The organism is Vibrio gazogenes, from assembly GCF_002196515.1.
Lineage (GTDB): Bacteria > Pseudomonadota > Gammaproteobacteria > Enterobacterales > Vibrionaceae > Vibrio > Vibrio gazogenes_A.
In genome coordinates this window covers 2,531,634-2,548,017 of sequence record NZ_CP018835.1, presented here as the reverse complement: position 1 = coordinate 2,548,017, position 16,384 = coordinate 2,531,634, and the positions used below count along the sequence as shown (strand labels likewise).

General features: G+C 46.2%; 15 protein-coding genes. 2 read left to right on the top strand and 13 right to left on the bottom strand.

What is annotated here, in order from left to right:
* Nucleotides 1-14: 14 nt before the first annotated feature.
* From BSQ33_RS11605 to BSQ33_RS11560, 10 genes are all read right to left on the bottom strand, one after another.
* Entirely contained in the window at nt 15-779 is a 765-nt protein-coding gene (locus BSQ33_RS11605) for an IclR family transcriptional regulator (protein WP_021020579.1), read from the bottom strand.
* Nucleotides 780-788: 9 nt separating this feature from the next.
* Complete coding sequence (locus tag BSQ33_RS11600) at nt 789-1,439, bottom strand: 3-keto-L-gulonate-6-phosphate decarboxylase UlaD (RefSeq protein WP_021020578.1); 651 nt, start codon at nt 1,437-1,439, stop codon at nt 789-791.
* The gene (locus BSQ33_RS11595; RefSeq protein ID WP_088134580.1) at nt 1,436-2,923 is read right to left on the bottom strand and encodes an FGGY-family carbohydrate kinase; all 1,488 of its coding nucleotides are present in this window, start codon (nt 2,921-2,923) and stop codon (nt 1,436-1,438) included. Before BSQ33_RS11595 ends, BSQ33_RS11600 begins: the two co-directional genes overlap by 4 nt.
* A gap of 46 nt (nt 2,924-2,969) precedes the next feature.
* Complete coding sequence (locus BSQ33_RS11590) at nt 2,970-3,668, bottom strand: L-ribulose-5-phosphate 4-epimerase (protein WP_088134136.1); 699 nt, start codon at nt 3,666-3,668, stop codon at nt 2,970-2,972.
* A 93-nt stretch (nt 3,669-3,761) separates the two neighbouring features.
* Nucleotides 3,762-4,736, bottom strand: a complete 975-nt coding sequence (locus BSQ33_RS11585) for a DctP family TRAP transporter solute-binding subunit (RefSeq protein WP_021020575.1) — start codon at nt 4,734-4,736, stop codon at nt 3,762-3,764.
* Between the two features lie 12 nt (nt 4,737-4,748).
* A complete protein-coding gene (locus tag BSQ33_RS11580; protein ID WP_021020574.1) occupies nt 4,749-6,029 on the bottom strand; it encodes a TRAP transporter large permease subunit in 1,281 nt (426 codons plus the stop codon).
* The gene (locus BSQ33_RS11575) at nt 6,026-6,544 is read right to left on the bottom strand and encodes a TRAP transporter small permease (RefSeq protein WP_021020573.1); all 519 of its coding nucleotides are present in this window, start codon (nt 6,542-6,544) and stop codon (nt 6,026-6,028) included. Before BSQ33_RS11575 ends, BSQ33_RS11580 begins: the two co-directional genes overlap by 4 nt.
* 86 nt (nt 6,545-6,630) lie before the next feature.
* Nucleotides 6,631-7,632 (bottom strand): 3-dehydro-L-gulonate 2-dehydrogenase, encoded by a 1,002-nt coding sequence (gene yiaK / locus BSQ33_RS11570; RefSeq protein ID WP_021020572.1) that lies wholly within the window; start codon nt 7,630-7,632, stop codon nt 6,631-6,633.
* A 553-nt stretch (nt 7,633-8,185) separates the two neighbouring features.
* Nucleotides 8,186-8,956, bottom strand: a complete 771-nt coding sequence (locus BSQ33_RS11565) for an ABC transporter permease (RefSeq protein ID WP_021020570.1) — start codon at nt 8,954-8,956, stop codon at nt 8,186-8,188.
* Nucleotides 8,957-8,969: 13 nt separating this feature from the next.
* A complete protein-coding gene (locus tag BSQ33_RS11560) occupies nt 8,970-9,947 on the bottom strand; it encodes an ABC transporter ATP-binding protein (protein WP_088134135.1) in 978 nt (325 codons plus the stop codon).
* A 421-nt stretch (nt 9,948-10,368) separates the two neighbouring features.
* Between BSQ33_RS11560 and can the strand changes: the two genes are divergently transcribed.
* Nucleotides 10,369-11,037 (top strand): carbonate dehydratase, encoded by a 669-nt coding sequence (gene can, locus BSQ33_RS11555; protein WP_021020568.1) that lies wholly within the window; start codon nt 10,369-10,371, stop codon nt 11,035-11,037.
* Between the two features lie 97 nt (nt 11,038-11,134).
* On the opposite strand, the gene hpt is transcribed toward can, so the two are convergent.
* Nucleotides 11,135-11,668 carry a hypoxanthine phosphoribosyltransferase gene (gene hpt, locus BSQ33_RS11550; RefSeq protein WP_021020567.1) on the bottom strand — a complete coding sequence of 178 codons (534 nt, stop codon included), beginning with the start codon at nt 11,666-11,668 and terminating at the stop codon, nt 11,135-11,137.
* 424 nt (nt 11,669-12,092) lie between these two features.
* Between hpt and BSQ33_RS11545 the strand changes: the two genes are divergently transcribed.
* A complete protein-coding gene (locus tag BSQ33_RS11545) occupies nt 12,093-12,713 on the top strand; it encodes a LuxR/HapR/OpaR family quorum-sensing transcriptional regulator (RefSeq protein WP_021020566.1) in 621 nt (206 codons plus the stop codon).
* Nucleotides 12,714-12,839: 126 nt separating this feature from the next.
* Here the strand turns inward: BSQ33_RS11545 and lpdA are convergent, their stop codons facing one another.
* Together lpdA and aceF are read right to left on the bottom strand one after the other, a co-directional pair.
* The gene (lpdA, locus tag BSQ33_RS11540; protein ID WP_021020565.1) at nt 12,840-14,264 is read right to left on the bottom strand and encodes a dihydrolipoyl dehydrogenase; all 1,425 of its coding nucleotides are present in this window, start codon (nt 14,262-14,264) and stop codon (nt 12,840-12,842) included.
* A 245-nt stretch (nt 14,265-14,509) separates the two neighbouring features.
* Nucleotides 14,510-16,381: a pyruvate dehydrogenase complex dihydrolipoyllysine-residue acetyltransferase gene (gene aceF / locus BSQ33_RS11535; RefSeq protein ID WP_088134134.1), complete on the bottom strand. Its 1,872-nt coding sequence runs from the start codon at nt 16,379-16,381 to the stop codon at nt 14,510-14,512.
* Nucleotides 16,382-16,384: the final 3 nt, after the last annotated feature.

The window sequence follows — 16,384 nt, the reverse complement described above, 5'->3', positions numbered from 1 at the left end:
GGTATCCTTTTCAATCACTGTTTAAACAGTTCTTGTTCTATCTTTTCTGTCGTTTGTTTGATCTTCTTCGCGAGATTATCCGGTCCGAAATTTCTTAACCGGGGGGTAAGTGTTGAGAGGCTGACGGCATAGGCCGGCGAGCCTGAACGGTCAAAAATCGGCACGGCGGTACAAGAAATGCCGGCTTCATTTTCTTCATTATCAATCGCATACCCTTGTTCTCTGATCTTCTTCAGCTCATTGATAAAATGGGTTTTGTCGATAATGGTATTGTCGGTCAGCTTCTGAATCAGACCGACATTGCGCTGCCAGTAATTCTCTTGATCTTCCTGCGTTGAAAATGCCAGAAAAACTTTTCCCGCAGCGGTGCAATACATTTCGGAATACATACCGACAAACGTCCGGGTTCTGAACGGCGAATGCTGAGGTTCCAGCTTATCCCGAAACACGATCTTATCCCCCTCACGGGAAATAAAGTTGATCGTTTCGTTCAGGTCTTTCACCAATTCATTCAACTTCGGCCGAGTCGTCGCCAAGACGTCAGAACTCAAAGCCGAATGACCGATATGCAGTAACTTCAGCGTTAACCGATAGTTCTTCGACGCTGAATGTTGGGCGACATAGCCCAACGCCTCAAAGGTACTGAGCATACGATAAGCCGAGGTTTTGTTGATGCCAGTCTGCTGCGCAATTTCATGCAACGCGACCCCATCGGGGTGGTGGCTAAGAAATTCCAGCACAGCCATAGACTTCACCAGTGATTTTACCTGCTCACTCATAAAGAAACCTTACCAGTAGTGGTTGATCTGTTTGCGAAATTCACGGGCTATGGTTTTGCCCTCATGATTTGCCAGTGCGCGTCCAGCGATGAACGATTTTGCACGGATATTCTTAAACAAATGAATATCTTCCGGAACAATACCACCGGTAATCGAGAGTTCAAGCCCGACCTCAGATAATTGCTCCATCAGCATCAAATCATGCTCACTCCACCCCACCCCGGCCGCTTGCGCATCCCGGGAACGGTGATAAATCGCTTGTGTTACGCCACTTTCTACCCAGAGTTTCGCGTCCTCAATCGTCCAGTGTCCGAACAATTCAATCTGAATTTCACCATCAAATTGCTGCGCAATTCGCTGAGCTGAGCGTACGGTTTCAATATGTGCGGCGGCACCGACGGTGATCCAGTTTGCCCCGCTGGCAAATGCCATCTCTGCTAATGTTTCTCCTGCATCAAGCAACTTCATATCACACACTAAAATATGCCGGGGATAACGTTGCCGAAGTGTTTTGACCGCACTCATCCCTTCAGAGAAAGCCAGTACCGTACCGACTTCAATCACATCGACGACATCCGCGACATGATGAACATCATTTAAAGCAGTACTCAGATCCGTCGAATCCAGTGCAATTTGTAAATAAGGTTGTGTCTGGCTCATACCATTTCCTCAAAATTTTTCAGCGTTTCGACATAGTGCAGATACCGTTGATACTGGCGTTGATAACTGGCATATAAATCAGGATTGGGGTGAACCGTTGCTATCGGGATATCAGATGCTGCCAATGCAGTGGCGAGATCAGAATAAGTACCACTGCCGACCATTGAAACAAGGGCTGCCCCTAATGCTCCGGTTTCTTCGACTGCGGGAATTTCGAGTGTCAGTCCGGTGAGATCAGCCAGCATCTGCATCCAAGTCGGGGATTGTGTGGTACCGCCAGTCACCCGTAACACACGGGTTTCCGGGAAACGACGTAACATTTTTTGCAGATGAACATTGTGACAACACAAGATCCCCAACCAGATCGCCTGAATGAGATGCGCTTTGCTGTGATAAGCCTGCAATCCATACAACGATCCTTTCAGCCCCAGCCCCGCGTTAGAGCCATACAGGAAAGGAACGAAAAGCACATCACTGGCTAACGGCACCAATGCGCTGACTAAACGCTCATTCTCCTGATGATCGATCTTCTCTCCGCCCAGATAAGGCGCGAACCATTCATAATTGCTTGCTGATGTCGGGCTGGCCTCATGGACAATATAAGCACCGGGCATCGCATAATGTCCGTAGACAAACTGCTCATCAGGATGATCTTCAAGAGCCGTCGTGATCCCGGAAGTTACCGACCAAGTCCCCATCACCGCATTCAGCATCGGTTGCCCGGCATCAATGCCGGAACAGATTGCAGTCGAGACTACATCGAATAACCCACCGTAGACCGGTGTGCCAACCATGAGTCCGGTCGCTTGGGCTGCGTCTTCGTTGACAGTCCCGGAACACGCTGAAGGATAAACCAGCTCGGGCAACGCCTCCCAAACCTCGTCAATACCAAAGATCGACAGCAGTGCCGGATCGTACTGTTGCTTGTCAGCATGGTAGAGATTACTTTCCGACATATTGGTCACTTCTGCCCGGATTTCACCGGTCAGGCAGTAACGTAAATAATCGTGGGACATCAAAACCGCACCGATCTGCGCATAGATATGGGGCTCATACTCTTTCACCCAGCGCAGAATCGAGACAGGGTGCCCGGTCCATAAAGTCTGACGGGTCAGCGGGTAGATCGTCTGAGGGATCCCTTCTTGTTGCCACTGTCTGACAATCTCGATAGAACGAGAATCAGACGATAGAATGCCATGACGCAGCGCTTTGCCGTGTTTATCCAGCAAATAGAGCCCTTTGCCTTGCGCAGAAATACTCAGCCCCTGAATCTGCTCTGGCCGGATACCGCTCTGCTTGATCACCCCTTGAATCGCACGACAGGCTTCCTGCCAATACAGGGTTAAATCCCGTTCGATCCAGCCCTGCTTTTCACGAATCACTTGGGTATTTTCACGATACAACGCAATTTGGCGTCCGTGGCGGTCAAACAGCCCTGCTTTCAGAACCGTACCACCGGAATCAATCCCAAGAAAATAATGCATTGTGCTTTGACCCATCTTCTGCTCCGTCATCAGTAAACCGACTGATTTATTTACTCTTTTGTCCGTAATAAGCATCTTTCCCATGCTTGCGGAAATAATGCTTATCCGACAGTTCTTGCTGCAACATAATGCCGGCATTCAGAGCGCGGGTGCCGAGAGCCATTGTTGCCACTTCTTCCAGAACCACGGCATTGTGGACCGCTTCATCGGCATTTTTTCCCCAACTAAACGGAGCATGACCAGAAATGAGTGCACTGGGGACTGCAACCGGATCAATCTGTCGCTGCTGTAATGTTTCAATCATCACCAAGCCGGTATTTTGCTCATAATCTCCCGCAATCTCCGCTGGCGTCAGCGGACGCGTGCAAGGGATGTTGCCGTAAAAATAATCGGCATGGGTGGTTCCGAGCGCAGGAATGTCCAATCCGGCCTGCGCCCAAATCGTGGCATGACGTGAATGGGTATGCACAATGCCTCCGACCGACGAAAATGCTTTATAGAGTTCAAGGTGGGTTGGCGTATCGCTTGAGGGATTCAACGTCCCTTCAACAATATTGCCATCCAGATCGACGATGACGATGTCATCGATAGTCATGTCATCGTATGCCACACCAGATGGTTTGATCGCGATGATCTGACGCGCCCGATCAATCTCAGAGACATTGCCCCATGTGAATGTCACCAGACCATAAGTCGGCAGACTCAAATTCGCATCGAGTACACGTTGTTTGATTTCAGAATACATACATGCTCCTATCGACAAACCTTGTCGATATTTCTCCTCTGAATTTCGGTGTACAGCAGCACCGCATACCGAAAACCTCATTTATCGCTGATTTTATTTTTGAGTCGCCAAAATGCGATTGATCATGTCGTCACCGTTTTCTTTGATAAATTCATTCCAAACCGGTTTAACCACTGCCTGAAATGCTGCACCATCGACATCACGGTTGACTTTCATGCCATGAGATTCCAATTCAGCGATCATCTGATCTTCTTTCTTGATACTCATTTGGCGCTGCATATTGACGGCTTCCGTTGCAACATCTGTGATAATTTTCTGTTCAGCAGCACTGAGTTTTTTGAAGCTCTTTAAATTCATGGTTAACACCAGCGGCGAATACGCATGCTGTGTCATACTCAGGTATTTCTGGACTTCATAGAATTTAAAGGAAAGGGTGACACCGAGAGGGTGATCCTGCGCATCAACCACGCCAGTTTCTAAAGCGGTATAAAGTTCAGAAACTGGAATCTGTTGGGGATTCGCATGCAGTGCATTGAACATATCATTGAGTGCCTTGGAGTTATTCACTCGCATTCTCAACCCGGCGACATCTGCCGGTTTACGGATAGGTCCACGATTATTGGTCATATTACGAAAACCGTTTTCCGGATAACCCAACCCTTTGATGCCATATTTTTCCATTGACTTAAGTACATCCCGACCCACATCACCGTCTAATGCTTCATAAGCGGCTTCCCGATTCGGAAAAATGAATGGCAAAGTGAAAGCTGCCGACTCAGGGATTAAACCAGACCAGTTATTCAGCCCAACCATCGAGATATCAATGATCCCTGCTCGGGTGCCATCAATCATCTGCTTATCATTTCCCAACTGTCCTTGAGGGAAGATATTGACTTTGATATCCCCATGAGAACGCGCTTCCACCTCTTTTTTAAAGAACAGTGACATGTCCTGTTGTAGATCTGATTCAGGTGCTGCATGGGCAAGCTTTAACGTGGTGGCATAAGACTGGGTCGAGAACACTGCCAGTGCTGTCACCAAACCTGCTACTTTCAGAATTGATTTCATGTTGTTTCTCCGTTATCCGATAATAAGTTTCATTGGTATTGTTATAATGCTCGGGAAGATGACGAACAGCGTGAGTAACACGGTGTACGCCAGAATAAATGGAAAGATGCCTTTGACCGCTGCCGACATTGGCACTTTTGCCACGCCACACACGACGTTGAGCACAGTGCCAACTGGTGGCGTAATCAAACCAATCGAACAATTGATCACGAACATCAGTCCAAAATAGGTTGGGTCGATCCCTGCCAGTTTGACAACCGGCATCAGGAGCGGCACCAGAATCAGAATGGTCGGGCTGAGATCCATGACCATACCGACACACAAAACCAGCAGCATAATGACCGCCATCAGCAGACGCGGACTGTCAACCAATGGTGCCAGCATCTGGGCTAATTGTTGGGGTAACTGAGCCACCGTAATCAACCAGGCAGCGACCATCGCACACCCGACCAAGAACATCACCATGGCGGTCGAACGTCCGGCATTGAGTAAGATGTGATAAAAGCTGCGTAGATTGATTTCCCGGTAAATCACCGCTGCCACAAAGATGGCATATACAGCAGCGACAACCGCAGCTTCTGTTGGGGTAAAGATACCAAAGCGAATCCCACCAATGATGATCACCGGTAGCAACAACGCCCAGATCCCATCTTTCAGCGCTGCTCGTTTTTCAGCACTTGAGGCTTTGGGCTGCACATCCAGATCTTCGCTTCTGACAGTGAACGCCCAGACAAACATCAATGTCAGTCCCATTAAAATGCCGGGCACGATCCCACCGAGAAATAGATTTTTGATAGAAATACCACCCGCGACCCCAACCAAGATTAATGGCAGAGATGGTGGAATGACCGGAGCGATGATGCCACCAGCGGCCAGTAGCCCCATCGATGAACTCTGCGGATATTTGGCTGCTTTCATCATCGGGTAAAGAATACTGACCAGTGCCGCGGCATCGGCAACCGCAGACCCGGAAAGCCCGGCAAGCAGAACCGATGTCATAATGGCGACATACCCCAACCCACCTTTACGATGGCCGACATAGCAGGTCGCCAGCCGGACGATCCGCGTCGATAATCCGCCAGCCGACATCACCTCACCGGCAACCAGGAAGAATGGAATGGCCAGCAATGTAAAGCTATCAACACCATTCACCAGCGACTGAGCCAGAATGTCAGAGCTGAACAGATCCATGTGGACCATCAGTGCGATTGACGACAGGAGTAATGCAAAGGCAACCGGTAATCCCAGCAGGATCGACACAATCAAGACGGTTAAGAAGATAAATAGCGTCATGATCTATCCTCCTGCGTCTCTTTTGTCGCTGTCGCGTCATGAGAAGCATGGTCAATCATCCACTGCGGGAAAAAGATGCGCCCAGCCGCCAGAATAGCCATCAAACCACCGGAAATCGTCCCGGCAAGATAAAATAGCGCGGACGGCAGACCGGTCAACGGTGAGATATCACGCCAGTTCGCCATCATCTGATTGAATGCGCCATAAAACAGCATCCCGACTGAGATCAAAATAATCAACCAACATAACCGTCTGAGGAATGGGACCCAGCGCGGCATGAGTTTCTCGGTAAATTCTTTGACCGCCAGATGCTCATCACGTTGGAGGACGATCACCGCCCCTAACATGACAACCCAGACTAACCCCAGACGGGACAATTCAACCGATGCCCTCAACCCTGAAGAAAATCCATACCTGAGTACTACATTGGTAAATACCAGCACCAACATGGCAACCAATATCGCTGCCATGATGATGTCAATACTGTCCAAAACCCATTTCAATCCCGTACGCATATACAACTCTCCGGCGATGCTTACTTGTCTGAATTATGCTTGTTATCGGATCAACTCTTGTTCTCAGATCGACTCATGCTGTCAATCTAGAGTGCAAGAATCTGTTGCCAAATCTCTTCGTGAATCTCGATTCCACCTTGCTGTTGATGCTTGTCGATATAAGACTGAATTTCAGATCCTGCAATCATCACTTTGCCACTTTCAGCAGGTTCTGAGGCGAGTACATATTCTCGGATGCGTTTCATCTCTTCGATCAGACGTTCGCCATCCATCGTTTTGCTGGTATCGATCGCAATCAAAAACTGTGAAACCCCGAATTCAGCTTGCATGTCTTCTGTGAGCGCAGGGACAGAGTAGCCACCGCTCACCGCTGTCAGTAGCATGTCCAGCACCACTGCCATTGATGATCCTTTCCAGAATCCCATCGGTAGTAGTCGTTTGTTTTCCCAGAGGACATGTGGATCAGTGGTGAGATGGCCGTCATCATCAAAGCCACCGACAACCGGGAGTTCTTTATCCGCCAGCACATAGTTTTGTAGTTGGCCATAGGAATACTGACTCATTGAACAATCCACCAATACCGGCGGATCACCTGCAACAGCCATAATTAATGGATTACTGCCAACGCGATGATCTTTCCCGCCCCAGGCAGGCATCACTGCGATCGAGTTGGTGGACGCAATGCCAGCCAATCCGGCACGCGCCATTTTGAGAACGTAAGTTCCACCACGCATCCAATGGTTTGAGTTGCGCATTGCGACCATGCCGATCCCGAACTGTTTCGCCAGTTCAATAGCACGATCAGTACAAATCAACCCATTCAGAACACCGGGACCAAAATGGCAATCCCACTGTTCTAAGGCACCAAGACTATTAACACACTCGGGTTCAGCATTGAGCTTGATGTGCCCTTGATCCACCTGAGAAATAAAAACTGGGAATCGGTTGATACCATGTGAGTAGGTTCCTTCATTCGCCATTTCAACAAAACCTTGGGCAAGTTTGGTTGCTGAATCGGCTTGCATGCCCCTTTTGAGCAAGGCACTTTCAAATTGATGTTGCAGTTCATTTAAGGATACGAGAGGCATTGCTTATCTCCAGTTCATTTCATATTACGTAATCGATGCTACGTTTTATTCCGAATTTTAAAATCTCAAATTGCTCACTTTGTGAGCCAATGATTTAAATTCAAAACAATTGGCAATTTTTGTTTCGCAATACGAAACGAATAGAAATGAAATAAAAAAACGCAATTAATATAAAAATCAGCCGATTAAACTAAAGATGAGATTAAAATCCACACAAACACAGAAAAGTGAAGGAAAATTACAACAAAAAAGCAATGAAAATGGATTAATCAGATAAAATAGAAGGATAAATACAATAGCGGTATTGATGTTCTGAGGAAAATGAAATGTCCGATATAAAACCTGTTCTGTTCTTTATCAGAATGAGCTTACTCATCACTCTGAGCGTATTATTCACGTCATGGCCTTTTCTGTAACGCACATCTTTATCAGATAATGTTCATATAAAACAACAGGGAGCACCGTCACCGGTGCTCCCTGTTGTTCAAATCGTTGTCGGTCTTGAATTGCCGAGTGAATCGATGAATCACGGCTCATTTGAGCTATAGTTTGATTACGTTCTCAGACCGATGCCCTTTTTCACCAGTGTATAAGACAATGAATACAGCACCACAATGAAGATCCCTAACACTGAAAACGATGCCTGAATACTCACATCGGAAATCCCCAGAAATCCATAACGGAATGCATTGACCATATAAACGATAGGATTGACCTTCGACACATACTGCCAAAATTCAGGCAACAGCGATAATGAATAGAACACACCACCCAGATAAGTCAGCGGTGTCAGGATGAACGTCGGGACGATCGAAATGTCATCAAAACTTTTCGCATAGATGGCATTGATAAATCCACCAAGAGAAAACACCACAGATGTCAGGAAAACAGTCACGACAATAATGCCCCAGTGTTCAACCTGAAGATCGACAAAAAACAGTGACACCAGTGTCACCATCACCCCGACACACAGTCCTCGGGTAACCCCGCCCATCACATAACCACCGATAATGATGTAAGTCGGTACCGGGGCAACCAGCAGCTCTTCAATATTTTTATGCATTTTGGCACTAAAAAATGAGGAGGCGACATTGGAGTAAGAGTTGGTAATCACCGACATCATAATCAGACCGGGGACAATATAGGCCATATAACTGACACCATGCATCATCCCGATGCGAGAACCAATCAAATTACCGAAAATAATAAAATAGAGTGTCATCGTAATTGCTGGTGGTACGAGGGTTTGCACCCAGATACGGGAAAAACGGACCACTTCTTTCCCCAGCAGACTGCAAAAGGCGGTCCAATAAAGCTTGTACATGCTTCCTCTCATTTTAGTTCGTTGACGTCTCGTGATCGGTGGTGTCCGCATCATCACTTGCGGTGTTGTGTCCACCCGTCGTCGACTCGTTGACGATGCGGACAAACAATTCTTCCAGTCGGTTGGCCTTATTCCGCATCGATAAAACCGGAATACCATGCTCACTTAACTGACGAAAAACATGGTTCAACCCTTGTGTTTTTTCGATTTCAATCTCCAGAGAGCCATCAATATTTTTCTGGCTGAGTACATCCGTCAGTTGTGGGATATCGGTCACTGTTGGCGCAATGTCCAGAATAAAAGTCTCCACTTTCAATTGCCCGAGTAACGCTTTCATCGACGTATTTTCAATCAACTCACCACCGTGAATAATCCCGATATTACGGCACAGCATTTCTGCTTCTTCCAAATAATGTGTTGTCAAAATAATAGTAATGCCTTGTCGGTTCAGTTGCTGTAGGAAATCCCACATCGAGCGGCGCAATTCAATATCAACACCAGCGGTTGGTTCATCGAGAATCAATAACTGAGGTTCATGCATTAAAGCCCGGGCAATCATCAAACGACGCTTCATCCCGCCGGAGAGATTTCTGGAGCGTTCTTTGCGCTTTCCCCATAAGTCGAGCTGAGTCAGATATTTCTTCGCCCGCTCCTTGGCTTCGGCACGTGGCACACCATAGTATCCCGCCTGTTGAATCACGATTTGCTCAACCGTTTCAAACTGGTTGAAGTTAAACTCCTGCGGTACTAACCCCAAAGAAAGCTTAGCCAGCTCCATTTCTTGGTCCAAATCATGGCCAAAAACAGCTACCTTTCCCGAGGTTTTATTGACGAGTGAGGAAATAATACCAATGGTGGTTGACTTCCCGGCACCATTCGGCCCCAGCAAGGCATAAAAATCCCCTTTTCTCACCGTCAGATTGAGGCCTTTTAGTGCTTCAAATCCACCGGCATACGTTTTACGTAAATCGGTTAGTTCTAATGCATTCATATTGAATAAGATCCTGTGTCATTGACATCGTCTGCTGAAGCAGCAACTGATGATAGGGATGCAAGTAGACGAATAGTTTCCATATGGAGGTTCAATCCATCAGTTTCAACCTTACATCAGAAAAAATGAAATTGTAAACTTGTCGCTAAAACTCAAAAAACCGGATTTAAATGAGGGTATTTACGGTGAAAATGCATAGTTCCCCCCGCCACGACTCTATATTTTGTCTGAGCCCTTCAAAGTTGGTGATTTTATCACCGATTTGTTTCCTACACTTAGCATATCTGATCAGATGAGTGAAAAAATTAATATATTCGCCACCAGATTGTGTATATTGATTCTCAGTTAAGCCTACCGAACAATCGGATTGATGATCTTTAGGCCGTGGGAAAGACATCCCATTGCTGATAAGGAAAGTAAGATGCCCCAGATTAAAACACTATTCGAAAACAATGCGAAATGGACCCAATCAATTAAAGCGGAGAATCCTGAATATTTCAGTAAACTGGCAGAAGGACAAAATCCGGACTTTCTGTGGATTGGTTGTTCCGATAGTCGTGTGCCGGCAGAGCGTCTGACAGGGCTTTATGCCGGAGAATTATTTGTTCACCGTAACGTTGCCAACTTAGTCATTCATACCGACCTGAATTGTCTCTCGGTCGTCCAGTACGCTGTTGATGTACTCAAAGTAAAGCATGTCATCATTTGTGGACACTATCATTGTGGTGGCGTGAATGCCGCAATTGATACGCCGAAGCTCGGCCTGATTAATAACTGGTTGCTTCACATCCACGATGTTTACTGTAAACACCGCACTTATCTTGACCAGATGCCGGAGCAAAACCGAGCGGATAAGCTGGCTGAAATCAATGTCGCAGAACAGGTATATAATCTGGGTAACTCGACCATCCTTCAGGGCGCTTGGGAGCGAGGACAACAGATCGAACTACACGGTGTGGTCTACGGCATCGAAGACGGAAAGCTAGAATACTTAGGCGTTCGCTGTCACTCACCACAAACGGTTGAAGATAGCTACCATCAAGCGATGGAAGAAATTCTCAATCCAGACTACGAGTTACTCTGTCGCTGAGCGCCCCATTCTTGTCATTCATCGCCCGGATAAAAATAAAAGCCCTAACGGGCTCTTATTTTCACAAGGATCAACATGATCTTGGTCTGGGAAAATCTTATGACTCTTGTAGTGTGACCCGACCGATATAAGGCAGGTGGCGGTATTTCTGGGCATAATCAATGCCGACACCGACAACAAACTCATCCGGAATTTCAAAGCCAATCCATGCCACATCAACCGGCACTTCTCTACGGGAAGGCTTATCCAGCAATGTACAGATACGAATCGAACGTGGTTCGCGAAGCGACAGGATCTCTTTCACTTTATTTAAGGTATTGCCGGTATCGATAATATCTTCAATCAACAATACATCTTTCCCTTTAATGTCATCATCGAGATCTTTCAGGATACGAACATCTCGTGAACTCTCCATTTCGTTCCCATAACTGGAAGCCGTCATGAAATCGACTTGATGCGTCAGTTGAATCGCTCGGGCTAAATCAGCCATAAAAACGAATGATCCGCGGAGCAATCCGACAAGAACCAACTCTTCGCTATGCTGATAATATTCGGTAATTTCCTTCCCTAGGGCTTGTACACGTTTCTGGACGTCCTGCTCAGATATCATGACTTCAACGGTATGCTTCATAAGAATCTCATTGCTTTGGTATGGCTTTTAAATGAATGCGTCTTGTCTCACTGAATCCGGCATTATTTGAATGATAAGCCTATCAATGAAGGAGGCGTATAGTACCACCTCTCAGATCAGAGTTAAACAAACCTGACAGGACGGTCTAGACTTACGCTATACGCAGCGAAAAAATGTCACACCGATCCACCCGGCTTCTGGATGAATAAAATTCATCTATAAAATAAAGACATAATTTCACGGTAATTATCACTTAATATGATTCATATTCTGTCACAAATGATACTTGAGGCACTGCACAAAAACTTTATATAAAGAATTGACCTGACACATATGCACCATTACACTCATATATCGAACACAAAATAATAAAATAATCATTAGAACACATATTCATTCAACGTAATTGGCAAGGAAAAAAACTATGGACGCTTCAATAGAAAAACGCCCTCGTACACGATTATCACCTCAGAAACGTAAACTTCAGCTAATGGAAATTGCGCTTGAAGTCTTCGCCAAACGAGGTATCGGACGTGGTGGACATGCAGATATCGCTGAAATTGCTCAGGTATCTGTCGCAACTGTATTTAACTATTTCCCAACTCGTGAGGATTTAGTTGATGATGTTCTCACTCACGTCGTTCACCAATTCTCAAACTTCCTCGCAGACAACATCGATGTCGATAGTTATATCAAAGATAACCTCTATCATCTGACACACAAAATGACAAAACTGGTCTTTGAAGATTGTCATTGGCTGAAAGTGTGGTTTGAATGGAGTGCATCGACTCGCGACGAAGTCTGGCCGTTATTCGTATCGACCAACCATACAAACCGTCTGTTGGTAAAAAATATGTTTACCAATGCAATCGAACGCGGCGATGTTAGCGATCATTATGATCCTGAACATTTAGTCACGTTGTTCCTCGGAATTTTCTATTCCCTGTTTGTGCAAGTGAACCGTTTACAAGATCAAAAAGAAATCGATGATCTCGTGAACAGCTACTTGGACATGTTATGCATTTATAACAACCGTCGGGCTTAACTGATTATCCAGAAATCGCTTCTCTTTGTGTTCGACTGGGAAACGTGTTCATTCCAGTAAGAGATTTCAGAGATAAAAAAAAACCGCTGTCATGACAGCGGTTTTTTATTGAAGCGGTTCAAACCATTATTTCTTTTTCGCTTTCGCGTTTGGCAGATCCGTAATGGTGCCTTCAAACACTTCAGCAGCCAGACCAACTGACTCATGAAGCGTTGGGTGAGCATGAATCGTTAACGCTAAATCTTCAGCATCACAACCCATTTCAATTGCCAGACCAATTTCACCAAGCAATTCACCACCGTTGGTACCTACAATCGCACCACCAATGACACGATGCGTCTCTTTATCAAAGATCATCTTCGTCATACCGTCAGAGCAGTCAGATGCGATAGCACGGCCTGATGCAGCCCAAGGGAAGGTTGCCACTTCGTAGCTGATCCCTTCAGCTTTCGCTTCTTTCTCTGTCTTACCAACCCATGCAACTTCAGGCTCAGTATATGCAATTGATGGGATCACTTTCGGATCAAAGTAATGTTTCTTACCGGCAATCACCTCAGCAGCAACGTGTCCTTCATGAACACCTTTGTGTGCCAGCATTGGCTGACCGACAATATCACCGATCGCAAAGAGATGAGGGATATTGGTACGCATTTGTTTATCAACATTGATAAAGCCGCGCTCATCAACTTCCACACCAGCTTTCTCAGCGTCGAGCATTTTACCGTTTGGTGTCCGACCGATAGCAACCAGTACCGCATCATAACGTTCTGCTTCCGCTGGGGCATTTTTGCCTTCCATTGAAACGTAGATACCATCTTCTTTCGCTTCAACCGCTGTCACTTTCGTTTCCAGCATCAGGCTGAACTTGTCTTTAATGCGTTTGGTGAACACTTTCACGACGTCTTTATCTGCCGCAGGAATCACCTGATCGAACATTTCAACGACATCAATCTGTGAACCGAGTGCATGATAAACCGTTCCCATTTCAAGACCGATAATTCCGCCACCCATGATCAGCATTTTCTTCGGCACTTCTTTTAGTTCCAGCGCGTCAGTTGAATCCCAAATCCGTGGATCTTCATGTGGGATAAATGGTAATTCAATCGGACGAGAACCCGCAGCAATAATTGCGTTGTCGAAGTTAATGACCGTTTTGCCATCTTCACCTTCAACTTCGATGCTATTCGGACCTGTAAACTTACCAAAACCATTGACGACGTTGACTTTACGCATCTTCGCCATACCGCTCAGACCACCAGTCAACTGATTAATGACTTTTTCTTTCCACAGGCGAATTTTGTCGATGTCTGTTGACGGTTCGCCAAACACGATGCCGTGTTCTGATAATGCTTTCGCTTCTTCAATTACTTTCGCAACATGCAACAGTGCTTTAGATGGAATACAACCGACATTCAAACATACACCACCGAGGGTGTTGTAACGCTCAATAATTACAGTATCCAGACCTAAGTCGGCACAACGGAAAGCAGCGGAGTAACCAGCAGGACCTGCACCTAGCACAACCACCTGGGTTTTGATTTCTTTGCTCATTTTGACCTCTTGTAGTCATTATCCCTTACAGGCTAATGGGGCTTCAAAAACATACGTCTAAAACATGTGAGGAGTAAATCCTAAAACCAATCCAGTTTACAGAGATGTTAATGATATGAAAAGATAAACCCCAAAGCCTGTGAGCCAGTCAACAATTAAAACCTGAGAATAACATTCCGGTTCAAATTGCCCTTTGATTCTATTGATTAAGGCGGCTATTCAGCCGCCTTATCATTTCACGATGATTACAGTACCAGACGACGGATGTCGCTCATGCAACCATTCAGATAACTAATGAAACGAGCACCTTCAGCCCCATCGATCACACGGTGATCGTAGGAGAGAGACAACGGAAGTTGCAGACGAGGAACAAAGTCCTTGCCATTCCAGACTGGTTTCATTTCTGACTTAGACACACCCAGAATTGCGACTTCAGGGGCATTTACGATCGGTGTAAATGCAGTACCACCGATACCACCAAGGCTAGAGATTGTAAAACAACCACCTTGCATATCTGATGCTGTCAATTTACCTGCGCGGGCTTTCTTAGAAACTGCCATCAACTCTTCTGAAAGCTCGTAAATACCTTTCTTATTCACATCTTTGAATACAGGGACGACTAAGCCATTCGGTGTATCGACGGCAATACCGATATTCACGTATTTCTTCAGAATCAAGCTTTCACCGTCTTCAGACAGAGAAGCGTTGAATGATGGGAAAGCTTCGAGTGCTTTGGCCGCGGCTTTCATAATGAAAACCAGTGGCGTGATCTTCATACCGGTATCTTTCTTCGCTTCAATCGCATTCTGTTCTTTACGGAATGCTTCAAGCTCAGTGATATCAGCATTATCCCACTGTGTGACGTGCGGGATCATCACCCAGTTACGGGCAAGGTTGGCACCGGAAATTTTCTTAATCCGAGACAATGGTTTAACTTCAGTTTCACCAAACTTGCTGAAGTCCACTTTCGGCCATGGCAGTAGGCCAAGTGCACTACCGTCACCTTGACCAGAAGCAGCACCCGACTCAAGACGTTTCAATGCTTCTTTGACAAAGTTCTGTACATCTTCTTTCAGGATACGACTCTTACGACCCGTTCCTTTGACTTTTGCCAAGTTAACACCAAACTCACGCGCCAGACGACGAACAACCGGAGAAGCATGGGCATATTCGTTATTTTCCTGGAAATCACCCGTTGCTGGTGCAGCGCTAGCAGCAGCTGGTTTGCCAGCATCTGCTTTTGGTGCAGCAGGCGCAGACTCTGATTTTTCAGGTGCAGCAGCAGGTGCCGCTCCGGCAACTTCAAAGGTCATAATCAAAGATGATGTTGACACTTTGTCGCCTTCTTTGATCTTGATTTCTTTGACCGTACCAGCAAATGGCGCAGGGACTTCCATTGAAGCTTTATCACCTTCAACAGTGATCAGCGACTGCTCTTCAGTCACCGAGTCACCCACAGCAACCATGATTTCAGTCACTTCAACTTCATCGCCACCGATATCAGGGACATGCACGTCTTTAGACGCTGATCCAGTTGAAACAGCAGCAGGTGCCGACTCATCAGAAGCGGCGGCCGGTGCAGTACCTGAACCCGCAACTTCGAAGATCATAATCAGAGAGCTGGTTGACACTTTGTCACCTTCTTTAATCTTGATCTCTTTGATGGTACCTGCAAATGGTGCCGGTACTTCCATTGAAGCCTTATCACCTTCAACAGTCAGCAAAGATTGCTCTTCTTCAACCTGATCACCGACAGCAACCATGATTTCAGTCACTTCAACTTCATCACCACCGATATCCGGAACGACAACTTCTTTCGTTGCCGTGCTTGCTGTTGATGCGGCTGGTGCTGGCGCTTCAGATTTCGCTTCAGTTGATACTGCACCTTCATCTTCAAAAATCATGATCAGAGAATCGGTTGACACTTTGTCGCCTTCTTTAATCTTGATCTCTTTGATGGTACCTGCAAATGGCGCCGGTACTTCCATTGAGGCCTTATCACCTTCAACGGTCAGCAGGGACTGCTCTTCTTCAACTTTGTCACCAACGCTTACAAGAATCTCAGTAACTTCAACCTCATCCGTACCGATATCTGGTACATTAACTTCGATTGTCATTGT

Bases quoted from the DNA above. Each gene is read 5' to 3' on its own strand.
- BSQ33_RS11590 (WP_088134136.1), bottom strand. From the start codon at position 3,668: ATGTATTCTGAAATCAAACAACGTGTACTCGATGCGAATTTGAGTCTG.
- BSQ33_RS11580 (WP_021020574.1), bottom strand. From the start codon at position 6,029: ATGACGCTATTTATCTTCTTAACCGTCTTGATTGTGTCGATCCTGCTG.
- aceF (WP_088134134.1), bottom strand. From the start codon at position 16,381: ATGACAATCGAAGTTAATGTACCAGATATCGGTACGGATGAGGTTGAA.
- BSQ33_RS11605 (WP_021020579.1), bottom strand. From the start codon at position 779: ATGAGTGAGCAGGTAAAATCACTGGTGAAGTCTATGGCTGTGCTGGAA.
- BSQ33_RS11565 (WP_021020570.1), bottom strand. From the start codon at position 8,956: ATGTACAAGCTTTATTGGACCGCCTTTTGCAGTCTGCTGGGGAAAGAA.
- hpt (WP_021020567.1), bottom strand. From the start codon at position 11,668: ATGAAGCATACCGTTGAAGTCATGATATCTGAGCAGGACGTCCAGAAA.
- can (WP_021020568.1), top strand. From the start codon at position 10,369: ATGCCCCAGATTAAAACACTATTCGAAAACAATGCGAAATGGACCCAA.
- BSQ33_RS11560 (WP_088134135.1), bottom strand. From the start codon at position 9,947: ATGAATGCATTAGAACTAACCGATTTACGTAAAACGTATGCCGGTGGA.
- BSQ33_RS11595 (WP_088134580.1), bottom strand. From the start codon at position 2,923: ATGCATTATTTTCTTGGGATTGATTCCGGTGGTACGGTTCTGAAAGCA.
- yiaK (WP_021020572.1), bottom strand. From the start codon at position 7,632: ATGCCTCTCGTATCCTTAAATGAACTGCAACATCAATTTGAAAGTGCC.
- BSQ33_RS11600 (WP_021020578.1), bottom strand. From the start codon at position 1,439: ATGAGCCAGACACAACCTTATTTACAAATTGCACTGGATTCGACGGAT.
- BSQ33_RS11575 (WP_021020573.1), bottom strand. From the start codon at position 6,544: ATGCGTACGGGATTGAAATGGGTTTTGGACAGTATTGACATCATCATG.
- BSQ33_RS11585 (WP_021020575.1), bottom strand. From the start codon at position 4,736: ATGAAATCAATTCTGAAAGTAGCAGGTTTGGTGACAGCACTGGCAGTG.
- BSQ33_RS11545 (WP_021020566.1), top strand. From the start codon at position 12,093: ATGGACGCTTCAATAGAAAAACGCCCTCGTACACGATTATCACCTCAG.
- lpdA (WP_021020565.1), bottom strand. From the start codon at position 14,264: ATGAGCAAAGAAATCAAAACCCAGGTGGTTGTGCTAGGTGCAGGTCCT.